The 21,148-nt window shown below is 59.3% G+C and carries 16 protein-coding genes and 1 pseudogene; 8 read left to right on the forward strand and 9 right to left on the reverse strand.

What is annotated here, in order from left to right:
* Nucleotides 1-51 precede the first annotated feature (51 nt).
* Nucleotides 52-1,089, reverse strand: coding sequence for an alkene reductase (locus tag ACTG2T_RS13640; RefSeq protein WP_330125365.1), 1,038 nt, complete (start codon nt 1,087-1,089; stop codon nt 52-54).
* 199 nt (nt 1,090-1,288) lie between these two features.
* On the opposite strand from ACTG2T_RS13640, the gene ACTG2T_RS13645 reads away from it, so the two are divergent.
* On the forward strand, nt 1,289-1,855 hold the full coding sequence (locus ACTG2T_RS13645) for a TetR/AcrR family transcriptional regulator (RefSeq protein ID WP_330125366.1): 567 nt from the start codon (nt 1,289-1,291) through the stop codon (nt 1,853-1,855).
* Between the two features lie 106 nt (nt 1,856-1,961).
* On the opposite strand, the gene ACTG2T_RS13650 is transcribed toward ACTG2T_RS13645, so the two are convergent.
* Nucleotides 1,962-2,915: a LysR family transcriptional regulator gene (locus ACTG2T_RS13650; RefSeq protein WP_330125367.1), complete on the reverse strand. Its 954-nt coding sequence runs from the start codon at nt 2,913-2,915 to the stop codon at nt 1,962-1,964.
* Between the two features lie 156 nt (nt 2,916-3,071).
* Between ACTG2T_RS13650 and aguA the strand changes: the two genes are divergently transcribed.
* Both aguA and ACTG2T_RS13660 read left to right on the forward strand, forming a co-directional pair.
* Nucleotides 3,072-4,169: an agmatine deiminase gene (gene aguA / locus ACTG2T_RS13655; RefSeq protein WP_330125368.1), complete on the forward strand. Its 1,098-nt coding sequence runs from the start codon at nt 3,072-3,074 to the stop codon at nt 4,167-4,169.
* A 126-nt stretch (nt 4,170-4,295) separates the two neighbouring features.
* Nucleotides 4,296-5,999, forward strand: coding sequence for an amidase (locus tag ACTG2T_RS13660; RefSeq protein WP_330125369.1), 1,704 nt, complete (start codon nt 4,296-4,298; stop codon nt 5,997-5,999).
* 97 nt (nt 6,000-6,096) lie between these two features.
* On the opposite strand, the gene ACTG2T_RS13665 is transcribed toward ACTG2T_RS13660, so the two are convergent.
* From ACTG2T_RS13665 to ACTG2T_RS13675, 3 genes and pseudogenes are all read right to left on the reverse strand, one after another.
* Nucleotides 6,097-6,561, reverse strand: a complete 465-nt coding sequence (locus ACTG2T_RS13665) for a CesT family type III secretion system chaperone (RefSeq protein ID WP_439973792.1) — start codon at nt 6,559-6,561, stop codon at nt 6,097-6,099.
* A 108-nt stretch (nt 6,562-6,669) separates the two neighbouring features.
* On the reverse strand, nt 6,670-7,368 hold the full coding sequence (locus ACTG2T_RS13670; RefSeq protein ID WP_439973793.1) for a hypothetical protein: 699 nt from the start codon (nt 7,366-7,368) through the stop codon (nt 6,670-6,672).
* Nucleotides 7,369-7,982: 614 nt separating this feature from the next.
* A pseudogene (locus ACTG2T_RS13675) lies at nt 7,983-9,134 on the reverse strand (HEPN/Toprim-associated domain-containing protein).
* Nucleotides 9,135-9,449: 315 nt separating this feature from the next.
* Here ACTG2T_RS13675 and cphA point away from each other — a divergent pair.
* Both cphA and ACTG2T_RS13685 read left to right on the forward strand, forming a co-directional pair.
* Nucleotides 9,450-10,214 carry a CphA family subclass B2 metallo-beta-lactamase gene (gene cphA / locus ACTG2T_RS13680; RefSeq protein ID WP_330125372.1) on the forward strand — a complete coding sequence of 255 codons (765 nt, stop codon included), beginning with the start codon at nt 9,450-9,452 and terminating at the stop codon, nt 10,212-10,214.
* Between the two features lie 215 nt (nt 10,215-10,429).
* Nucleotides 10,430-11,701 carry a hypothetical protein gene (locus tag ACTG2T_RS13685; protein WP_330125373.1) on the forward strand — a complete coding sequence of 424 codons (1,272 nt, stop codon included), beginning with the start codon at nt 10,430-10,432 and terminating at the stop codon, nt 11,699-11,701.
* 84 nt (nt 11,702-11,785) lie between these two features.
* Here ACTG2T_RS13685 and ACTG2T_RS13690 read toward each other — a convergent pair whose 3' ends face one another.
* The 3 genes from ACTG2T_RS13690 to ACTG2T_RS13700 form a co-directional block, all read right to left on the reverse strand.
* Nucleotides 11,786-13,033, reverse strand: a complete 1,248-nt coding sequence (locus ACTG2T_RS13690; protein WP_330125374.1) for a DEAD/DEAH box helicase — start codon at nt 13,031-13,033, stop codon at nt 11,786-11,788.
* Nucleotides 13,034-13,130: 97 nt separating this feature from the next.
* A complete protein-coding gene (locus ACTG2T_RS13695; protein ID WP_164537903.1) occupies nt 13,131-14,600 on the reverse strand; it encodes a GGDEF domain-containing protein in 1,470 nt (489 codons plus the stop codon).
* A gap of 156 nt (nt 14,601-14,756) precedes the next feature.
* A complete protein-coding gene (locus tag ACTG2T_RS13700) occupies nt 14,757-15,221 on the reverse strand; it encodes a hypothetical protein (RefSeq protein WP_106844343.1) in 465 nt (154 codons plus the stop codon).
* 198 nt (nt 15,222-15,419) lie between these two features.
* Between ACTG2T_RS13700 and ACTG2T_RS13705 the strand changes: the two genes are divergently transcribed.
* Together ACTG2T_RS13705 and ACTG2T_RS13710 are read left to right on the forward strand one after the other, a co-directional pair.
* Nucleotides 15,420-16,328 (forward strand): SAM hydrolase/SAM-dependent halogenase family protein, encoded by a 909-nt coding sequence (locus tag ACTG2T_RS13705; RefSeq protein WP_019446189.1) that lies wholly within the window; start codon nt 15,420-15,422, stop codon nt 16,326-16,328.
* Nucleotides 16,329-16,518: 190 nt separating this feature from the next.
* Complete coding sequence (locus tag ACTG2T_RS13710; RefSeq protein ID WP_330125375.1) at nt 16,519-19,557, forward strand: cytochrome c peroxidase; 3,039 nt, start codon at nt 16,519-16,521, stop codon at nt 19,555-19,557.
* 183 nt (nt 19,558-19,740) lie between these two features.
* Here ACTG2T_RS13710 and ACTG2T_RS13715 read toward each other — a convergent pair whose 3' ends face one another.
* On the reverse strand, nt 19,741-20,301 hold the full coding sequence (locus tag ACTG2T_RS13715; protein ID WP_005343397.1) for a gamma carbonic anhydrase family protein: 561 nt from the start codon (nt 20,299-20,301) through the stop codon (nt 19,741-19,743).
* 203 nt (nt 20,302-20,504) lie between these two features.
* Between ACTG2T_RS13715 and ACTG2T_RS13720 the strand changes: the two genes are divergently transcribed.
* Nucleotides 20,505-21,146: a ribonuclease T2 family protein gene (locus ACTG2T_RS13720; protein ID WP_330125376.1), complete on the forward strand. Its 642-nt coding sequence runs from the start codon at nt 20,505-20,507 to the stop codon at nt 21,144-21,146.
* Nucleotides 21,147-21,148 lie beyond the last annotated feature (2 nt).

The following is a 21,148-nucleotide window of genomic DNA, read 5'->3' on the forward strand; positions in this document are numbered from 1 at the left end:
CAACAGCTCCCCTCGTTTTTTATTGCCTGTGGTCTGGCGATACCGATGCGGTTAGACCAGCTCGGCCAGCATGGTGTCGGTGTAGGGCACCAGCGCTTCACCCTTCTTCACCTTGGCGAGATAGTCCGGGTTGGCGATAAGGGGGCGGCCGATGGCCACCAGATCGAAGCGGTTAGCCTCGATGGCCGCAGCGGCGCGCTCGGCGTCGTAGTTGCCTACCCCGACCAGATTGCCATTGTAGTGGGCGCGCAGATAGTCGGAGGCGCGGCCACCCAGATAATCGAAGGTGAGGTTGTCATCGAAGATGCCGAGGTGGATATAGGCCAGCGGGCGATCGTTGAGCTTGCCCAGCAGATAGTCGAACACGGCGCGATCTTCCGGGCTGCCCGCCAGATGGACATAGGCACCCGGGGAGAGGCGAATACCAACCCGATCACCACCGATACGTGCGCTGATGGCATCGACCACTTCCAGCGCGAAGCGGCTCATCTTTTCCGGGCTGCCACCGTAGTTGTCGCTGCGCAGGTTGGTGGAGTGGTGCAGGAACTGGTCGATCAGGTAGCCGTTGGCACCGTGGATCTCTACCCCGTCAAAGCCCGCCTCGATGGCGTTGGCACCGGCTTGGGCGTAATCCTGCACCAGCTGGGCGATTTCCGCCTCGGTCAGGGCGCGCGGCACCTGATAGGTCAGCTCGCGCATGCGGGGCACAGTGCCCTCGTGCGCCACGGCAGAAGGGGCCAGCACTTCAGCCTGATGGAAGAAGGGGTGGGAGAGGCGGCCGACGTGCCACAGTTGGGCGAAGATCTTGCCGCCTTTGGCGTGCACGGCGCTGGTCACTTTTTTCCAGCCATCGATCTGCGCCTGGGTGAAGAGGCCCGGGGTATTGGGGTAGCCCTGCGCGTCGGGGCGGATGATGACGGCCTCGGAAACAATCAGGCCGATGTCGGCGCGGCGGCCGTAATAGGCAGCCATCTGCTCGGTCGGCACCAGATCTGGGCCTGCCATGCAGCGGGTGAGCGGGGCCATCATGAAACGGTTGGCCAGGGTCAGAGTGTCATTGAGTCGATACGGCTGAAACAGGGTATTCATGATAGGTTGTCCTGAACGGGTTATTCTTGAACGTGCATTCAAGACGTTTTTTGCGTCTGGTGCAAGCTTTTTTTGAATGCGCGTTCAAGAAGGTTGGCCCGAGCGGGCGGCTGGGGTAAACTTGCCGCCTTTTCCAGCCACTCTTTATCGGCGGGCCCTGTTGCCCCTTGCCGGTGAACCATTTCCCACGGGAGGAACCATGCGCATAGCCGAGTTTGATCGGGACGAGGTACTGCGAAATGCCATGGAAGCGTTTCGCACCAAGGGATATGCCAAGACCACCATGCAGGAGCTGGTGGCCGCCACCGGCCTCCATCCGGGCAGCATCTACGGCGCTTTTGGCAACAAGCGCGGCCTGCTGCTGGCGGCGGTGGATCACTATGTCGAGGGTAAACGCACCCTGCGCCGCTCATTGCTCGACAACCCGAGCCCGCTGGCGGGCCTTGCTGCCTATCTCGACCGGATTGTGGGGGAGGCGCTCTGCGGCTCCTGTCTGGTGACCCGCACCATGATGGAGCTGAGCGAGCAGGATGAGGAGCTGACCCAGCGGGTCAAGGGGATCTATGGCGAGCTGGAGCAGGATCTGGCCGAGTTGCTGACACAGGCGCAGGCCAAGGGTGAACTGGCCCCGGATAGCAATATCCACACCCTCACTGCCCTGCTGCTGATCAACCTGCAAGGGCTGGTCACTTTCGCCCAGTGCCGCCCCGATCGCCCCCTGCTCGACGACGTAGTCGCCCAGCTGATGCGGGCCTTGCGGGCGTAACGCGATACTGCAGAAACAACAGTGGCGCCCTCGGGAGCCACTGTTGTTTCTGGTCTCAGCCCTTGCCGGGCTTTTCCATCAACCTTTGTTGCCAGACGCTGCGGCCTCACCTCGGCCCTACCAGCTCCTTCATCAAATCTTTTAGCCATACCAGCGCCGGTTGCTGCGCGTGCACGGGGTGCCAGACGCAGTTGAGATGATAATCCGGTACGTCTTCGGGCAGCGGCAGGCTTTTCAGCGGCCAATGGGTGGCGAGCAGCTCGGCCACCATGCTGGGCAGCACCAAAAGGTGATCGCTCTGGCTGACGATGGCGGCGGCGGACATGTAACTCTGGCTGTTGACCGAGATGGTGCGGCTAAAGCCCTGACTCTTCAGATAGCGGTCTAGGCTCGCCTCCGAGGTGCCAAGGGGCGAGTGGAACACATGGGGCATGGCTATGAGCTGCGGCAGGGTGATGCGCTCCTGCCACTGGGAGGGGTCATCCTCGGCGCCGGCGGGGGCCGATTTGGCAATCGGCAGATCGGCACGCACCAGCCCGGCCAGCGGCTCGGTGAGCCAGGTCTCTTTGCCCAGATACCCCGGCACCTGCATGTACTCGTCAAAGCCCAGCACCAGATCGATCTCGCCGCTCGCCAGCTCGGCTTCGGGCAGAGTGTCGCGCAGGATGCGGATCTCGATGGTGACCCCGGGCGCCAGCCGTCTGAGCCGCTTGATCAGCGGCGGGATCAGCACGCACTCTACGTAATCTGTGGTGCAGAGCACGAAGCGCCGCTTCGACTGGCTCGGCTCGAACTCTTCTTCCTCGGTGAGCTGCTGCTCCAGCAGCCGCAGCGCCTGCTGCACCCCGAGATGCAGCCGCTGGGCGCGCGGGGTCGGCAGCATCCCCTGCGGGGTGCGCACCAAAAGCGGGTCGCCGAGAAAGGTGCGCAGCCGGTTAAGGGAGTGGCTCATGGCGGGCTGGCTGATAAAGAGCGCTTCGGCGGCGCGGGTGACGCTGCCTTGCGTCATCAGGGCGTCAAAAGCGAGCAGCAGATTGAGGTCGAGCTGATGCAATTTCATGGGGGGGATTATTCGCCGTGTTTATGGGACAATCCATCCTATTCATTTGATGGATGGGGGCGCAACGTCTTAATCTGCGACCCACTCTTATTTTTCCGGGTTCCCGCGCCGCATCGGGCGTAAACGGGGGCCTCAATCCATGCAAGGAGCCTTGCGATGAGCATCAAGACCATTAACTCCACGCCGGCCGCCGACGGCTTCACCATGCCCGCCGAGTGGGCACACCAGCAGGCCGTCTGGATGATCTGGCCGTTTCGCCCGGACAACTGGCGCGTAGCCGGTCGCTTCGCGCAAGAGACCTTCGCCAAGGTGGCCGATGCCATCGGTGGCGCCACCCCGGTCTTTATGGGGGTGCCAGCCCGGTTTATGGAGCAGGCCCGCGCCATCATGCCCGCCCACGTAACTCTGGTCGAGATGAACAGCGATGACTGCTGGGCTCGCGATACCGGCCCGACCATCGTCACCAACGCTGCCGGCGAGTGCCGTGGGGTGGACTGGGGCTTCAACGCCTGGGGCGGTCACAAGGGCGGTCTCTACTACCCGTGGAATCAGGATGAAGAGGTCGCTGCCCAGATGCTGGCCCAGCACGGCATGGCTCGCTACGACGCGCCGCTGATTCTGGAAGGGGGCTCCATCCATGTCGATGGCGAAGGCACCTGCCTGACCACCGCCGAGTGCCTGCTCAACGAAAACCGCAACCCGCACCTGACCAAAGCGCAGATCGAAGCTCACCTGCGCGACTATCTCGGCGTCACCAGCTTTATCTGGCTGGACGAAGGCGTCTATATGGACGAAACCGACGGCCACATCGACAACATGTGCTGCTTCGTGCGTCCGGGTGAAGTTGCGCTGCACTGGACTGATGATCAGAACGATCCCCAGTACGCCCGCTCCGTGGCCGCCCTCAAGGTGCTGGAAGCGGCAGTCGATGCCAAGGGGCGCAAGCTGAAAGTGTGGAAGCTGCCCCAGCCGGGCCCGCTGTTCTGCACCGAAGAGGAGTCTGCCGGTGTCGAGAGTGGTACCGGTGTGCCGCGCGAGGCAGAAGGCCGTCTGGCCGGTTCCTATGTGAACTTCCTCATCACCAACGATCGCATCGTCTATCCGCTGCTGGATGCCGCCACCGATGGCGAAGCCCAGCGCATTCTGGAAGAGATCTTCCCCGATCACACCGTGGTCGGCGTGCCGGCTCGCGAGATCCTGCTGGGCGGTGGCAATATTCACTGCATTACCCAGCAGATCCCTTCCGGCAAATAAGAACCGGTTCCGGTGAGTATTCAAAACCCCACTCAGTGGGGTTTTATCTCTTGATGGTGTGATGGTCGCAGGCGCTGATGCGGCGATCATCATGACAAACAGTCACCCTTTTACAGGAGATCCTAAATGATCGAAGTGACCGAGGTTTCCATTGCCGAGCTGCGTGCCGCGCTCGAATCAGGCCGCACTACTGCGGTCGAACTGGTCAAGGCCTATCTGGCCCGTATCGAGGCCTATAACGGCCCCGAGACTGCCACCAAACTCAATGCCGTGGTGGTCGCCAATCCCGATGCGCTGAAAGAAGCCGAGGCTTCCGATGCCCGCCGTGCCCGTGGCGAGACCCTGAGCCCGCTCGACGGCATCCCCTACACCGCCAAAGACAGCTATCTGGTCAAGGGGCTGACCGCCGCTTCCGGCAGCCCGGCCTTCAAGGATCTGGTGGCCCAGCGCGATGCCTTTACCGTTGAGCGGCTGCGCGCCGCCGGTGCCATCTGCCTTGGCAAAACCAATATGCCGCCGATGGCCAATGGCGGCATGCAGCGCGGCGTCTATGGCCGTGCCGAGAGCCCCTACAACGCCGACTACCTGACCGCGCCGTTTGCCTCCGGCTCCTCCAACGGTGCCGGTACTGCCACCGCTGCCAGCTTCTCCGCCTTTGGTTTGGCCGAAGAGACCTGGTCGAGCGGCCGTGGCCCGGCTTCCAACAACGGCCTGTGTGCCTACACCCCGTCCCGTGGCGTCATCTCGGTGCGCGGCAACTGGCCGCTGACTCCGACCATGGATGTGGTGGTGCCTTATGCCCGCACCATGAACGATCTGCTGGAAGTGCTCGATGTAGTGGTCGCCGACGATGCCGACACCCGTGGCGATCTGTGGCGTCTGCAGCCCTGGGTACAGCTGCCCAAGGCCTCCGAGGTGCGTCCGGCCTCCTATCTGGATCTGGCTTCCAAGGCCGATGCCCTCAAGGGCAAGCGCCTCGGCGTGCCGCGCATGTTTATCAACAAGGATGAACTGGCCGGCACCAGCGAAAATCCCGGTATCGGCGGCCCGACCGGTCAGCGCATCCATACCCGCGAGACCGTGATTGCGCTGTGGGAGCAGGCCCGTCAGGCGCTGGAGGCCGCTGGCGCCGAAGTCATCGAAGTGGACTTCCCGCTGGTATCCAACTGCGAAGGGGATCGACCCGGCGCGCCGACCGTGTTCAATCGCGGCATCGTGAGCCCGGAGTTTCTCAACGACGAGCTGTGGGAGCTCTCCGGCTGGGCGTTCGACGACTTCCTGCGCGCCAACGGTGATCCCAAGCTCAACAAGCTGGCCGATGTCGATGGGCCGAAGATCTTCCCCCACGATCCGGGCACCCTGCCGAATCGCGAGGGCGATCTGGCGGCGGGCATGGACGAGTACGTCAATATGGCCAAGCGCGGCATCAAGCGCTTTGACGAGATCCCCACAGTGCCGGACGGCCTGCGCGGTCTGGAGAAGACTCGCAAGCTGGACCTGGAGGACTGGATGGACGGGCTTAAGCTCGACGCCGTGCTGTTCCCGACCGTTGCCGACGTCGCCCCGGCTGATGCGGATGTGAATCCGGCCTCCGCCGATATCGCCTGGAGCAACGGCATCTGGGTTGCCAACGGCAACCTCGCCATTCGCCACCTCGGCGTGCCGACCGTCACCGTCCCCATGGGTGTGATGGCCGATATCGGTATGCCGGTGGGCCTGACCTTCGCCGGTCGCGCCTATGACGATAACAACCTGCTGCGCTTTGCCTCGGCCTTCGAGTCCACCGGCAGCAAGCGTATGGTGCCGCCACGCACGCCACCGTTGGCTTGATCGCTACAGCTGGCCTGATTGTTGTTAGGTCAGGCCCAAAGAGAGAGGGAGGCATCATGCCCCCCTCTTTTTTTCGTCCATGTTCCGGCTTTGGCCATCACACCCGGATGTTCTGGCCCGCACCCATTTCGCTTTTTGTCACAGGCGGGGTCTGCTCATCCTGGGACAAGCTGGCCTCCCACTCGTGCGCCTTCTCCAGCAGATCGGCGAGGCTCTCCCTGATCTGCTGCGGACGATAGCTCCCCAGCGCTATCCGGGAGAAAAACGATACCCGCTCGGTGCCGGGATAGATGCCGACTCCGTAGCCATGACGCAAGGGGGCGAGGGCATGCTCGCCAAAACGCAGGAACAATTCGCGAGACAGGCGCTCGGGAAGATCGCTCGCCGTGGTCACCGAGAGCACCAGCGCCATTTCGTCGGGCTGAGCCACGATATTGACCACAAAGGGGGCGCTCGCTTCCTCTGCTGTTCGCTGGATCTCGAACGTGCAGACGCCGTTTTCATCGAAGGCCAGCGGTTCGACCGACAGCTCGGCCACGATTTTCTGATAGATATCCAACACAACACTCCAGTCCGGTTGCCCTGTCGTCTTCGAAGGGGCAGGGCAAGATCATAAAGAGACGGCCCGCCACCGAGCGGGCCGGGCCGTCATCCATATTTATGGCAAGGGTTACACCTTGATATTGAGTGCTCGGCCCTCTTCCAGCTCGAACATCCGGACATCGCTCACCGGATTGTCGTTAAAGCGCACGCTTTTCTTCATCTTGGCGGCGACGTTCTCCCCGTCCGATGAGCCAGTGCGCTCTTCGACCAGCGGTGAGGTCTTGTTGGCGCGGGTGTTTGCCTTGGTCAGGGCGTCCAGCTCGGCGTTGGCTCTTTGCTCAAACAGCTGGACGAAGCTGCGATTGAATTCGGCATTGACCTTGGCGTTGAACGCCTCCGATTCATGGCCCAGCGTATTCAACGCCGAACTGAGTGCCTCACCCGAGAGTGACTCGTGCAGGGCGAACGTCCGCTCGATCACCCGACTGCTCAGCATGCTGAAGATGGCATCTTTACCGTTGATAAAGCTGGAGAAGTGCTGCTGGACAAAGCTCAGGGAGTCCTTATCCAGCGTCTCCAGACCGAGGCGCTTCTTGTTGGCATCTGTGATATCGGCCATGGTCGCTGTCTTGGGGTCGCTACCCGGCTTCAGATATTGGGCCTCGTTCTTGAACTCGCTGACGGGCTGATTAAAGGCTTGCTGCACAATCTTCTTGGTTTGGCCAAGTTCGGTCAGCTGCCGCTGCACCTCGGACTGAATTTGAGTGGCCCGGGTGGTGAGCGCACTCTCCCCCTTGGTGGTGGCGCGGCTAAAGAAATCGACCACCGCATTTTTGATGCGGCCCAGCGTGCTTAAATGGGCCAGGTCCCGTTGTACGGAGACATCCCCACTCTTGCCGATATGAATGGTGTACTCCTTGCCTTCACCCAGATGAAGGGCAAGCTTCTGATTGCTGCCGGGATTGACGCTGGCGGCTGCAGGCTGTCGATAGCCTTCAACATCACCGGGGTAGCTCCATGAATAGCCATGACCTTGGTTCCTTATCTCACTAACAAGCGATACATCTGGCCTGCATCATACCCGTCAGTGAAAACGCAGTTTATTAGCCATGGTTGCACTATTTTAGTTTGGGGTTGGCCTGCACTGGCGTGTGTGAGAGGAGTTCGGCGTTGAGTCCACCGGCAGCAAGCGTATGGTGCCGCCACAGACGCCGCCGTTGGGGTGATTGGTTACTGAGGCTAAATAACCCATGTGTCTAGTGATAATAAAAAAACCACTCGCAATGCGGGTGGTTTTTATTTTAGATATTAGATTCAATTAATCGAATGCCTACATGGAAGTTAAAGCTATATTTGGTCAGTTATGCTCACTGCAACTATCTAAAAGACCATCAATAATCTGTTTATCTATATCGACAACAAACTCGTAAATGACGCCTATCAAATTGGTGATATCCTCTTGTGAGATATATACATTATCGCCATGTCGACTTTTCCCATTGCGATGAACAATATCATGTCTAGTTTGGGAGTAAGACCCAATAGTTTTAGCTTGTCATCAGGTATTTTGCAGTCAAGGACTTTCTCAAAAAGGTGTTTTATGTTTTTTATATCATGGAAAGATATTTGACGGTCAAGATAAAAAAGTATCTTTCTGTCTAGTTCGTCAAGGTACTTGAAAATGTCATTTCCTTTTATCTCAAGGTTTTTAAATGAGTGATAAGATTCAACAAATCTACGTTTTATTGCATGTCTGTTTAGAACATGGCGTTTCATTGTATCAGTAAGATATGCCTCCATAGCTGTTATCACACTAGAGAAAATCATTCTTTGTAATACAGGTGTAGCTTTGTTAAGTTCAATAGATTGAATTTCATCTATTGATTTTTTAAAAATTTTAAAAAATGTCGTCTCACCAGACTGTACTTGTTCTATATCATCAAAATCATCGACCCACCCACCATTTACTATGTCGGTTATATCCAGTTCACACAAATCATCGTCTTTACACATATCAAGTAAAAGGATTGCATAAGATTCCATTTGCATGCATGGGAATATTGCCCCTGAAAATCCATGATGATAGTGATTAGGAATGCCATGCAGCGGTGAAAGCATGAAAGATAGCAATGGTTTATTGGGAATGTTCACATCAACTTCATCGTCAAAATTATCAAATGATAAATCAGTTTTATCTAAGGCTTCTGGGAAATGTTTAATCCATTGTTCAAGAGTCGTACTTCGTAATACTTCTATTTTTTTAGGTATGACACTGGCCATATGTACATCATATTGTTCATTATGAATTGCTGCTACCTAGCTGTAATAATCTAAACTTTCTTTCATCTCCTTTATCCAAAGCTCACGAGTTTCATTGAAATCGTGTTCAAGGGATTTTCGGTCATATCCAGCAAGTTGAAGACGTCGTCGAATTGTTGATACAGGAGCTCGATATCCAATAAAGTCACGTTCTTCATCAGCTTGCGCTATTTCCCGAGCTCGATCTGATTTAGTGAAATACCATTCGTCATAAGTATTCTTCCATTCAACTAGAATATGTCCATTTATTTTAATGTCTGCATAACTACCCATGCTATAGCCCTTTATCAAAATTTGATAATTACTCTACAAACTCGTAGAGTATGTTTTCCCTAACTTTAAATAATGATATGGTAAATTTGTACCTATTTCATTAGATGTTTAGGTTCGAATAGGGCCGTAGGTTCGAATAGCGAAGCGTATTCGGACGTTCGCGAATTGGAGGTCGCTGCTGTTTTTCCCTGACTTCACTCAGACTTCACACAACCTCATTTTCCCCTCACAAATCCCCCGTATCTTCTGCCCACTGCTTAAAAGGCCCGGCTTGCCACAGGGGTGGCGAGGGGGCGGTTGGTTCGAGGGAGCAAGATGATGAAAGGTTGGATGAAGTGCGGGTTGGCCGGAGCCGTGGTGCTGATGGCGAGTTTCTGGGGTGGCAGCGTGCGGGCGGCGGGGATCGAACTCAAACAGGTGAGCGGCCCTGTCTATGTGGTGGAGGACAACTACTACGTCAAAGAGAACTCCATGGTCTATTTCGGGGCCAAGGGGGTGACTGTGGTGGGGGCGACCTGGACGCCGGATACCGCCCGCGAGCTGCACAAGCTGATCAAACGGGTCAGCAGCAAGCCGGTGCTGGAGGTGATCAACACCAACTACCACACCGATCGGGCGGGTGGTAACGCCTACTGGAAGTCCATCGGGGCCAAGGTGGTGGCGACGCGCCAGACCCGGGATCTGATGAAGAGCGACTGGGCCGAGATTGTCGCCTTTACCCGCAAGGGGCTGCCGGAGTACCCGGATCTGCCGCTGGTGCTGCCAAACGTGGTGCACGATGGCGACTTCACCCTGCAAGAGGGCAAGGTGCGCGCCTTCTACGCGGGCCCGGCCCATACGCCGGACGGCATCTTTGTCTACTTCCCCGACGAGCAGGTGCTCTATGGCAACTGCATCCTCAAGGAGAAGCTGGGCAACCTGAGCTTTGCCGATGTGAAGGCCTATCCGCAGACACTTGAGCGGCTGAAAGCGATGAAGCTGCCGCTCAAGACGGTGATTGGTGGTCACGACTCGCCGCTGCACGGCCCCGAGCTGATTGATCACTATGAAGAGTTGATCAAGGCGGCGCCGCAGTCATAAGGGTTGCGCGACAGACAGCCTGCAAGCCTTGCCATTGCAGCAATCAGCAGCCATAACGGCGCACCACAAAACGCCCGCTTTCAGGAAATAAGCGGGTGTTTTGCATTGGCGGCTTTTTTGGTGGCTGTGAGTGCGTGGCATTAACGCTGTTCAAGGGAGGGAGGCTTTCATAAGATGGCCCTCTCTCTTTTCCCTGAAAGTTATCCATTTTCGTTATGCAATACGCCTCTCTCGCGCGCCTCAAGCAGGCCTTTATCACCGGGATGTGGGCCTCGCTGGTCAGCATCGTTATCGGCTTCGCCTTCAAGGTGTGGCTGGCGCAGTGGGTCGCCAAGGGAGAGCTGGCGCTGTTCAACAGCGTGGTGGATTTGATCTCCCTCTCTTTTATCCTGATGACAGGTTTTCGCTCCTCCATGGTGGTGAGCTACTCCCAGACCAAGAACGATCGGGACATCATCAATATCTTCCGCTACTTCCTCATCGGCATCGTGCTGCTCACCTGGGGGGCGGTGATCCCCTATATCAAGCACGGGCTCCATATCCGGGTGGAGTATCTGCAACTGGTGGGGGTCATCTTCGGGCTGGGGCTCAAGGTCTACTTCACCAACCTGGTGGCCATGTACCGGATGTATGCGCTCTCCAACCGGGTCACCTGGCTGGAGCCGCTGGCCAATGGCCTGCTGTTTATGGCCTGTTATTTCGGGCTGGGGATGGATGCGCTCCCTTCGCTCTTCTACGGGCTGACTTTCTCGTCGCTCGCCATCGCCGGTTCTATGTATGTTTCGCGCCGCCGGGCCATCGCCACCAAGCCGCTGGCCAAGGTGGCGCTCGGCCCCGAGATGGTGAGCTATGTGAAGAAGAGCTTTACCGCCTCGCTGGAGGCGGGGGCCAGCATCCTGATGATTTACATCACTGTGCTGCTCACCATCCGCCACTTCAGCATCGACGAGCTGGGGGATTTTCAGGTGGTGGTGCGTCCCATCTTCACCTACATGACCACCCTGTTTGTCTTCCCCATCTACCGCTTTGTGCTGCCTGAGCTGGCGGTCAATCTGCGCAACGGCGATCATCGCCAGATAAGGCTTATTCGCCGCTGGATCTTCCGCCTCTCCGCCATCGTCAGTCTGGCGTTCTTTGGTTTGATGCTGCTGGCGGGCAAGCCGCTGGTGTTGCTGTTCTTCCCCGCTGACTACGTGGGGGCGGTGCCTGTGCTGTTCCACTTCTCCATCTTCTTTATCTTTATGATGCTCAACGGCTATCAGCTCGCCTATATCAAGGCTCACGGTCACTTTACCCAGAGCCTGCTGATCCGGTTGGCGGGCATAGTGGCGCTGGTCGCCGCCTACTATCTGGTGGCCGAGTTCACCGCCAACGTGGTGGCGATTATCGTGGCGCTGGGCCTCGGTTATATGGTGATGTTTATTCTCTCGACCCTGGCGGAGCGGCAGATCTTGCGATCCCTGCCACTGGTGCTGGCGACCCGTTAGGGGGTTACTCGCCAAGAGCTGGCCCCTGTCAGATAACAAAAAACGCCCGTGCGGGCGTTTTTTTATTGGCGGTGCAGGGGAGGTTTAACGCTTGCCCTTGCCACCCTTGTTGCCAGCGAGCGCCTGCTTTCTGGCGCGCTGCTTCTGGGCCGCCTTGCTGTTGCGGCGCGGCTCGGGCTCAAAGCGGGTGAGATCCGGCTCAAAGCCCGGGAACCACTGCTGGGGCAAACGAGTGTCGAGTACCGCTTCCACCTTCTCCAGCAGCGGCGCATCTTCCGGGCTGAACAGGGTAATGGCGAGCCCCTTGTTGCCGGCGCGGCCGGTGCGACCGATACGGTGGACGTAATCCTCTGCCACAAACGGGAACTCGAGGTTAATCACATAGTTGAGATCCGTGATATCGAGGCCGCGGGCCGCCACGTCGGTGGCGACCAGCGCTTGCAGGGTGCCGGCGCGAAACTCCAGCAGCACCTTCTCCCGTGCGCTTTGCGACAGATCGCCGTGGAAGGCCAGCGCATTGATGTCCGATTTGCCAAGCTGCTGGGCCAGCTTGTCAGCACCTTGGCGGGTGCGGCTGAAGATAAGTGCCGGTGCCCACCCTTTCACTTTCAGCATGTGTTCGACCAGCGCCAGCTTGCGATCGCTGTCCACCGTGTAGACCCGCTGCTCCACCTCAGCCGCCGTGGTGTTGCGCGGCGCCACCTCAATCAGCTCGGGGTCGCGCAGCAGTACCTTGCAGAGGGCAAACAGGTTGTCGTCGCAGGTGGCGGAGAAGAGCAGGGTCTGGCGATCCGCCGGGATCTGTTTGAGCAGCGCCTTGATCTCGTCCATAAAGCCCATGTCGAGCATGCGATCCGCCTCGTCAAACACCAGATGGCGCAGGCTATCCAGGCTCAAGGCCCCCTGACGCAGATGGTCGAGCAGGCGGCCCGGGGTGGCGATCAGGATATCCAGCCCGGCTTGAAGCGCCTCGACCTGCGCCGCGATGCTCACCCCGCCATAGACCTGCGTGCTGGTGAGGCCGGTGCCCTGACCGTAGCGCGCCACGCTCTCGGCGACCTGCACCGCCAGCTCGCGGGTCGGCACCAGCACCAGCGCGCGGATCGGGCGGGGCTCTGCTTGTGGCTGTTGTAGCAACTGCTCCAGCAGCGGCAGCACAAAGGCGGCGGTCTTGCCGGTGCCGGTCTGGGCGCCTGCCATCAGATCCCGTCCCGCCAGAATGACGGGGATGGCACGAGCCTGAATGGGGGTCGGTGCGGTATAGCCCAGTTCGCTCAGGGTCTGCTGCAAGCGGGGGGAGAGGGCCAGTTTGGCAAAGGAGGCTGTGGACATAGGGGCACCAGTCGGGGTTATCGCGGCCTGCGGCCACGATGCAGTGAGTGATCGTGGCCGCGATGGTAACAGAAGCTGGGGGAGCGGCAGAAGGCGGCTATGCCTCTGCGTCGTCCGGCAACGGGCGGATCAGCCGGATCTTTTTGCCCTCGTAGCAGGCGATGTTGTGCTTGCCGTGCTGTTTGACGTGATAGAGCAGCTCATCGGCGAGATGCACTGCCTCGGTGACGGTGAGGTAGTCGCGAATGCGGATCACCCCGGCGGAGAAGGTGATGGGGGTGGGCAGCTCGGGGATCCCCAATGGGCGATCCAGCAGGCGGCCAGCGGAGTGGATCATCATCTCGTCATCCTCCATCCCCTTGAACAGCACGATAAACTCCTCGCCGCCCCAACGGATGGCGCTGTCCACCTTGCGGATATTGCTTCTGAGATGGCGGGCAAAGGCGACCAGTGCCAGATCCCCGACGCCATGGCCATAGGTGTCGTTGATCGATTTGAAGTTGTCGATATCGAGGATCATCAGGTAGTCGTGCTCGTGGAGCAGACTCTGGCAGAGCACATCCCTGCGTGGCAGTCGGGTCAGGTGGTCGGTGTGCGCCAGGGTGCGCAGCCGCAGGTAGATCTGCTTCCAGGCCACCATGCCCAGCAACAGCACGATGAGATAGACCTTGAAGGCTGCACTTTGCAGGGCCAGCTTGACGAAATCGAACCAGCTGTAGGACCACTTCAGATAGAGATCATCCCCCGCCTTGGTGCGCATAAAGGGTTTGCTCAGGCAGAGATGCCTCGGGCGGCAGGGCTCGGCGGCTTCAAACGATATGTTGGTGCGGGTCGGGTTGATGGTGTCGAAGGGGCGCAGCACATCGTTAAATGCTTCATCGACGGCGATATCGATACCGAGCAGCCCGTATTTGTAACCGCCGCGCCCCGACTGATGAATGAAGGGGAAGTACATCACTATGGTGTTGCGCATGCTGAAGCTGTCGATTTCGATATCGGAGACAAAGGCTTCATCGGCGCTGCACAAGGGTCGTCCGGGGGCAAAGCTGGCGCAACCGAAGTAGTGATACCAGGCGGGCAGTGTCATCAGATCCACCTTGATCGGCGCCAGTCTGGTGGGCAGCACATTGTTGTCGGCCACCATGCCGATCAGCCGGTAGTCATTCCAGATGGTGTAGATGTTGATCACCTCCGGATAGGAGAGGGCATAGCGGAAGGTGTTGAGGATATTGGCTGCCGGGTATTGCAGCGGAATATCGGCAAAGCGGTATTTGCTTTTGAGGTCATACCCGTAGAGATAGTCGCTGCCGACGCTATTCGGGGGCGGTGGCTGATCGAGCAGATGGTGCTGTGCCAGATAGCTGGTGATGTTCTCCACCTTGAGGATCTTGGCTCGCTGGTAGAAGACCTCGAACACGTTCTTCTGTCTGGCGGTGATGAGATCCATGTCGTGCTGGATAGTGAGATAGGTGTAGTAGAAGACAGTGCCCAGCCCGGTCAGGGCGAGCAGGGCCAATCCGGCCACTTTGACGATGAACTGGCGAGCAAACGCCGGTGGCCAGCGCAAGGCTGGGAGGTTACCTGAAAATAAGGTCATAGGTGTCTGGTTAGAGTACCGATAGGGGCGCGGGCGCCATACGGGCAAAGTATACGCGAAGGAAATCCCGACAGGATCCACCGACAAACCTTGCCAGAAGCTGAAGCCCTCACCACTTATTTATCCCTACTCCACGATCAGCACGCTCTCGCTGGCCAGATGGTGCAGCCACTCCCTGACGATCAGCAGCACGGCGGCAAAGTACTCGTCACGGGGTAGCTGGTTGGCGGCGAGAGGATCCCCTTCCGCCATCGCGGCCAGCTGGCCAAAGGCTTGCTCCACCAGATCCCGGTCGAGCTGGTTGTCCCCCAGCACTTCGGCCAGCGACGGCTGGCTGCGCAGGGTCAGCTGCAAGCCGGGCGGGATCTGTGGGGCGATGCGCATCAGCTCATCTTCCACCACCATGATGGCCCGCTCCAGTTCGAGCGGGGTGGGTGGCGCGTGGCGAAACGGTCCGGGCTGGATGGCGTGGGTGCCAAAGGCCAGCGGGTAGTGTGACGGGGCCGCATCTGGCTGGCTCAGCCAGAGCTGACTGCTCTGTTCACCAATCTCCAGCAGCAGGGTCATCATCTCCGGTACGGGTTGTGTCATGGTGCTGAGCTCCTGTATTGTAAACGTTTTTCTGTTCTGCCTTTGATACCCCCGCCGCCGACGTTTGGCGAGCACAATTTCTGCGAGTCGTCCCTCACTTTGTTGCAAACCCCTTGCAAAAAAATCCATTGGTGGCAGTCTGGATGTCTAAATGGCTGTCGCCGTTTCGTTATCCTCAGATGATTCAGGAGTTCAGATATGGATATTCGTACCGCTCCCCGCGCCATTGCGCTCGCCCTCATGCTGGCAAGCGGCATCGCCGCCGCCAACGAAGCGCTGGTGATCCAGACCGATTTCGGCCTCAAAGATGGCGCCGTGTCGGCCATGAAGGGGGTTGCCTTCGGGGTGGATCGTACCCTGCCGCTCTATGACCTGACCCACGAGATCCCGGCTTACAACATTTGGGAAGCCTCCTACCGCCTCTACCAGACCCTGCAGTATTGGCCCAAGGGCACAGTGTTTGTCAGCGTGGTTGATCCCGGTGTCGGCACCGAGCGCAAGTCAGTGGTCCTCAAGACCAGGAGCGGCCACTACATCGTGACCCCGGACAACGGCACCCTGACCCTGGTGGCCGAACACTTCGGCATCGAGGCGGTACGCCAGATTGACGAGAAGCTCAACCGCCTCAAGGGCTCCGAGAAGTCCTACACCTTCCATGGCCGCGATGTGTACGCCTATACCGGCGCACGGCTCGCCTCCGGCGCCATCAGCTATGAGCAGGTCGGCCCGCTGCTGCCCGCCGAAGTGGTGAAGATCCCCTATCAGCCTGCGGTCGCCGAGAAGGATGGCACCCTCAAGGGCACCATCCCGATCCTCGATGTGCAGTACGGCAACGTCTGGACCAATATCGACGATGCCCTGCTGACCAAGGCGGGGATCAACAAGGGGGATAACGCCTGCATCAAGATCCGCGAAGGGGATGTGGTCAAATATGACGGCAAGGCCCCTTACGTCAGCAGCTTCGGCGATGTGCCGGAAGGTCAGCCGCTGGTCTACCTCAACAGCCTGCTGCAGGTGTCGGTGGCGCTGAACATGGACAGCTTCGCCGCCAAGCATCAGGTGCAATCCGGCGCCAACTGGCATATCAGCCTGAAGAAGTGCTCCTGAAGATTGTCGGGCTTTCGACAAGCGGGTTTGAAGCAAGAGAGGGCAGCCAAAGAGGCTGCCCTCTCTCATTGGGAGGTAAGGCGTGCTGATAAGAAGTTGTTGTCAAAAAGCATATTAATTGAATGCAATTGATAATGATTGGTATTTGGTTAGATAATCGCGCACTTGTCTGACCACTCAACCATACCGAATGAAAACCAGCCTTTTACTGCTCAGCCTGCTGGCTCTGACCGCATGCAATGACAATCACAGCAATACGTCGGTGACCCCCTCACCCGAGGTGACCCCGCCGGTCGTCAAGCCGACCGAGCCGCCCATCACTTCGCCAATAGTACCGCCGGAAACCCATACCCGGGTTCCTCTGACCATTGAGGTCAATGTGGCCGATCGGTTGGGGGCGGGAGCACAGCTTGAGGTGAGACAGGTCGCCACCGGGATCCGCGTGCAGCAGGCCATCGAACCGGGCCAGCTTGTCAGCATCACTTTGCCAGCAGGTCTGCAACTGGATCAGCCGCTGGAGCTGCTCGGTAGCGACGAGGGCTATCTGCTGCGCGCGGTATCGGTGCGGGTGGCGGATCTCTCGGCCGGGATCACTCTGGCGCGCCGCAACAGCGTGCCGCGGCTGGGGTTGAACGAGGAGGAGACGGCGCTCTTCCTGCTGGCGGATCAGAGCGGGGATGGTTCCCTCAATCAGGCCGAGTGGGGCAGGGCAGAGGAGATCCGCCTGCAACAACAGGCTGTTATTCAGGATTACGCAGCCTTCCTGCTGGCCCAGCGCCAGCCGGGCGCCGTGCTCGACTATGCCGACAGCTGGCAGATGCTGTTGGCCCTGCGCGATGACAAGCAGGCGCGCAGCTGGTATCAGCGCAGCAACAGTGCCCAGATCCAGTCCGCCCGCACCCAGCTCTATCCCGCCAACCCCAGCCAGCCGGACGAGCCGGAGACAGCGGAGCTGCTGCGTCTCGATGAGCAGGGGCTGCTGGTGGTGCGTGGCCCCTGGCAGTGCCTGCACGATGTGCGCCCAGTCGGCGGGGTCAAGGGCAGCCAGTACTGGCTGTATGGCAGTGACACCAGTGTGTTGAAGGTTGCCAGCCAGCCACAACTGGCTGCGGGGCTGACCGCTTGCGGCCGCAGCGACTGGCGCCTGCCGACCCTCACCGAGTTCGAACGGCTGCTGAGCAGTGACAAGTCGGCATGGCGCTATCCCAATACCTTTGCTGTTGGCCTGCCCGCCCAGATCTGGCTGCAGGATGGTGCGGGTCAACCCCGTCTCTATCAACTGGCGACCCGAACCTGGCTGGATGAGGGAGAAGGCAGTCTGCTCTGGTATGCGCTGGCACCCTATCCGGTGCGCCCCTCCGTGGTGCGCGACAGCAGCAAGCCGGACATGGCGGTTCTGCGCGCCCAATATAGCGGTTCATCGGCCCAATGGCCTGCCGCCCGGGTGGATGAAGGGGTGGAATGGCAGGAGCTGGGGCCGCTGCCGGCGGTTCCCTTCCCGGCCGACAACCCCTATAGCCGGGCCAAGGTGGTGCTGGGTCAGCAGCTCTTTTTCGACAAGCAGCTTTCCAAGGGGCGGGACATCAGCTGTGCCAGTTGCCACGATCCGCAAAAGGGGTGGAGCGACGGCCTGAGCGTGTCGGTCGGTCATCTGGGCCAGAAGGGCAATCGTAACGCTCCTTCCATCCTCAACAGCGCCTTCAGCTCGACCCAATTCTGGGATGGGCGGGTCGCCACGCTGGAGGAGCAGTCGCTTCACCCGATCCAGAACCCCATCGAAATGGCGCTGAGTCATGACGAGCTGCTGGCCCGTTTGCAGGCCAGCCCCGACTATCAGGCTGCTTTTGCCACCGCCTTTGGCGATCAGGGGATCACGCTGGAGCGGATCGCCAAGGCGATCGCTACCTTCGAGCGCACCATCATCAGCCGAGACAGCGATTTTGAGCGCTTCGTCAAAGGGGATAGTCAGGCACTCAGTGACAAAGCGCTGTGGGGGATGCACCTCTACCGCACCGATGGCCGCTGCATGAACTGCCACTCCGGCCCGCTGCTGAGTCAGCACGGGTTCGAGAGTGTGGGGCTCACCTATTACGGTCGTGGCAAGCTGGAAGATCGCGGGCGCTTCCTGCAGACCCGCAACAAGGCAGATATCGGTCGCTTCAAGACCCCCAGCTTGCGGGACGTCGCCTTTACCGGCCCCTATATGCACAACGGCATCTTCCCGATCCTGGCCCAACGTATCGGCGGCTCGGTGCAGGGGGTGGTAGCCATGTACAACTTTGGCGTGACCAAGTGGAGCAGCGGGGTCGGCTTCCCGACCGGTGCGGATCAATATGATCCCTTCTTCCCCAAAGCCTCCGATCACCTGCATGCTCTTGGCCTCAGCAATGACGAGCTGGATGCCATCGGCGAGTTTTTGCGCAGTGCCTCGGCCGAGCCGCGCCGCACCCCGGCCACTGTTGCCGAGCTGGGGGTGAGTGAGGCGGATGACCCGGCTCCGGTGGGCGCTGTGATCACCAGCTTGGCCGTGCTGCCTGCCCAGCCTCAGCTGGAAGTGGGGCGGACGCTTCCTCTGCAACTGCAGTGGCAACTGAGCGATGGCTCTCTCGGCCCGCTCGATGCGCCTGTTGAGTGGCGCAGCGAACAGCCGGAGTTCGCTACCGTGAGTCCGCAGGGCGAGGTGCGCGGTGTGGCGGTCGGTACGGCACGACTGGTGGCGACCACGGCTCGTCACACGTTGACCGTGACGGTGCAGGTGGTGGATGCCCAGCCCGATTTTGCCCGGGGCTGTCGTCAACCCGAGCTGGTGGCGAGCAAGCTTGCCTTTGTCTGCCAGCTGACCAGGGACGAGGCGGATCGTCTGTCCATCTCCTATGACGGTGTGAGCAGTGACAGCGATGGTGACTACAATCCCTTCCCGCTGGAGTATGTGACCATGGGTCAAGCGCGGGCGCGGGATTACTGCCAGCAGCTGGTGGCGAGCGGCCACGATGACTGGCGTCTGCCGACCCGGGCCGAGCTGGAGGTGCTGTTTGCCGCTTACAACAAGGATGGCGCGACGGATCAGTTGCTTCAGCAGCAGGGGTGGCCGCTCTACAACCGCTACTGGAGCAGCGATGCGACTGCCAATGATGATGGTGAGCTGCCGCTGCTCGACCTGAGCACCGGCGACCTGTTGTGGGATCTGGCAGACGAGGCTCATGCCGCCACCTGCGTCAGGGCCATCTAGCCTTCATAGATAGTCAGATGAAAAACGGGCGCTTTGGCGCCCGTTTTGTTCTCTGGTAATAAAAGAAAGGGATCAGAACTCGTTGGAGAGCGCCTTGTACCCTTTGACCAGATCGATATTGGTGTGGGCCACGTCCTCGGAGAATTCGGCGGCATCTACCGAAACCCGCGGGAAATCGAGGGATCAGAACTCGTTGGAGAGCGCTTTGTACCCTTTGACCAGATCGATATTGGTATGGGCCACGTCCTCGGAGAACTCGGCGGCATCTACCGAGACCCGCGGGATATGGGTCAGATCGCTCTGCTGGTTGATGCGGGTGGTGGAGGGGACGTAGAACTCCGGCGGCAGATCGCAGCCATCGATCACCGAGTTGTGACGTACCACGGCACCGTCACCGATATGGCAGTTGAACAGCACGCTGTTGAAGCCGATAAAGACGCGGTTTCCCACTTCGCATGGCCCGTGGACGATGGAGCGGTGGGCGATGGAGGTGTACTCGCCGATGGTGACGGCGGCACCGGATTTGGAGTGGATCACCACGCCATCCTGAATATTGGAGTTGGCGCCGATGACGATGGGTTCCATCTCGCCGTTGGCATCCACTTCGTCGGCGCGGATCACCGCATAGGGGCCGACAAAGACATTCTCTTTGATGATCACCTTGCCGCAGATGATGGCGGTCTTGTCGATATAGGCGGATTCGTCGATGACAGGCAGATGGCCGGAGGGATTCTTGCGGATCATGTTACATCCTGTGGTTGCCAAGAGGGATTATCTGGTGGTGGACGAGGAGCCTACCGGTCGGTCAGCTTACCCCTGCTCGCCCTCTGGTGAAACCCCTGACTGGTCTGACCCTTGTTGTATGCCGTTTCGGCATGGCTGTTTCCGGTCGCCAGAATATGGGAGCATGGCTGTTATCCCGAGTCGCGTTAGGTGGACATATAAAGATGAAGAAGATGATTGCCCTGTTGGCGGGAGGTTTGTTGCTCTCCTCGGCCGTGCAGGCCAAAGGGGAGGCGGGGGCGTTTGACTATTACGCCATGGCGCTCTCCTGGTCGCCCGAGCATTGTGCCGTCAAACCGGCCGATCGGGACCAGTGTTCCCGCAAGCTGGGGTTTGTGCTGCACGGTCTTTGGCCCCAGTACGATCGCGGTTACCCCAGCAACTGCACCCGCGAACGGCTAGATCCCGATATGGAGAGCGAGTTTGCCGACCTCTACCCCAGCCGTTTCCTCTATCGCCATGAGTGGGAGAAGCACGGTACCTGCTCCGGCTTGAGCCAGCAGGCCTTCCATCAGCTGGCTAGCGATCTGCGCCAGAAGGTGAAGATCCCGGCGGCCTATCAATCCCCGGAAGAGCCGCTGCGCAAAACCAGCTTCCAGCTCAAGGCCGATCTGGCGAGCGCCAACCAGTGGCTGGCCCCCGACAACATCACGGTGGCCTGCGCCGATGGTGGCCGCTTCCTGCGGGAGATCTACATCTGCGTCAATCAAGAGGGGACGGATGCGGTCACCTGTTCCGCCGAGATGCAAAAGCGCGAGCGCCGCTCCTGCGGTCAGCCGGACTTCCTGCTGCGCAGCGTGCGTTAAGC

Origin of the sequence: Aeromonas sp. 75A (assembly GCF_051919425.1) — a bacterium.
GTDB classification, from domain to species: domain Bacteria; phylum Pseudomonadota; class Gammaproteobacteria; order Enterobacterales; family Aeromonadaceae; genus Aeromonas; species Aeromonas veronii.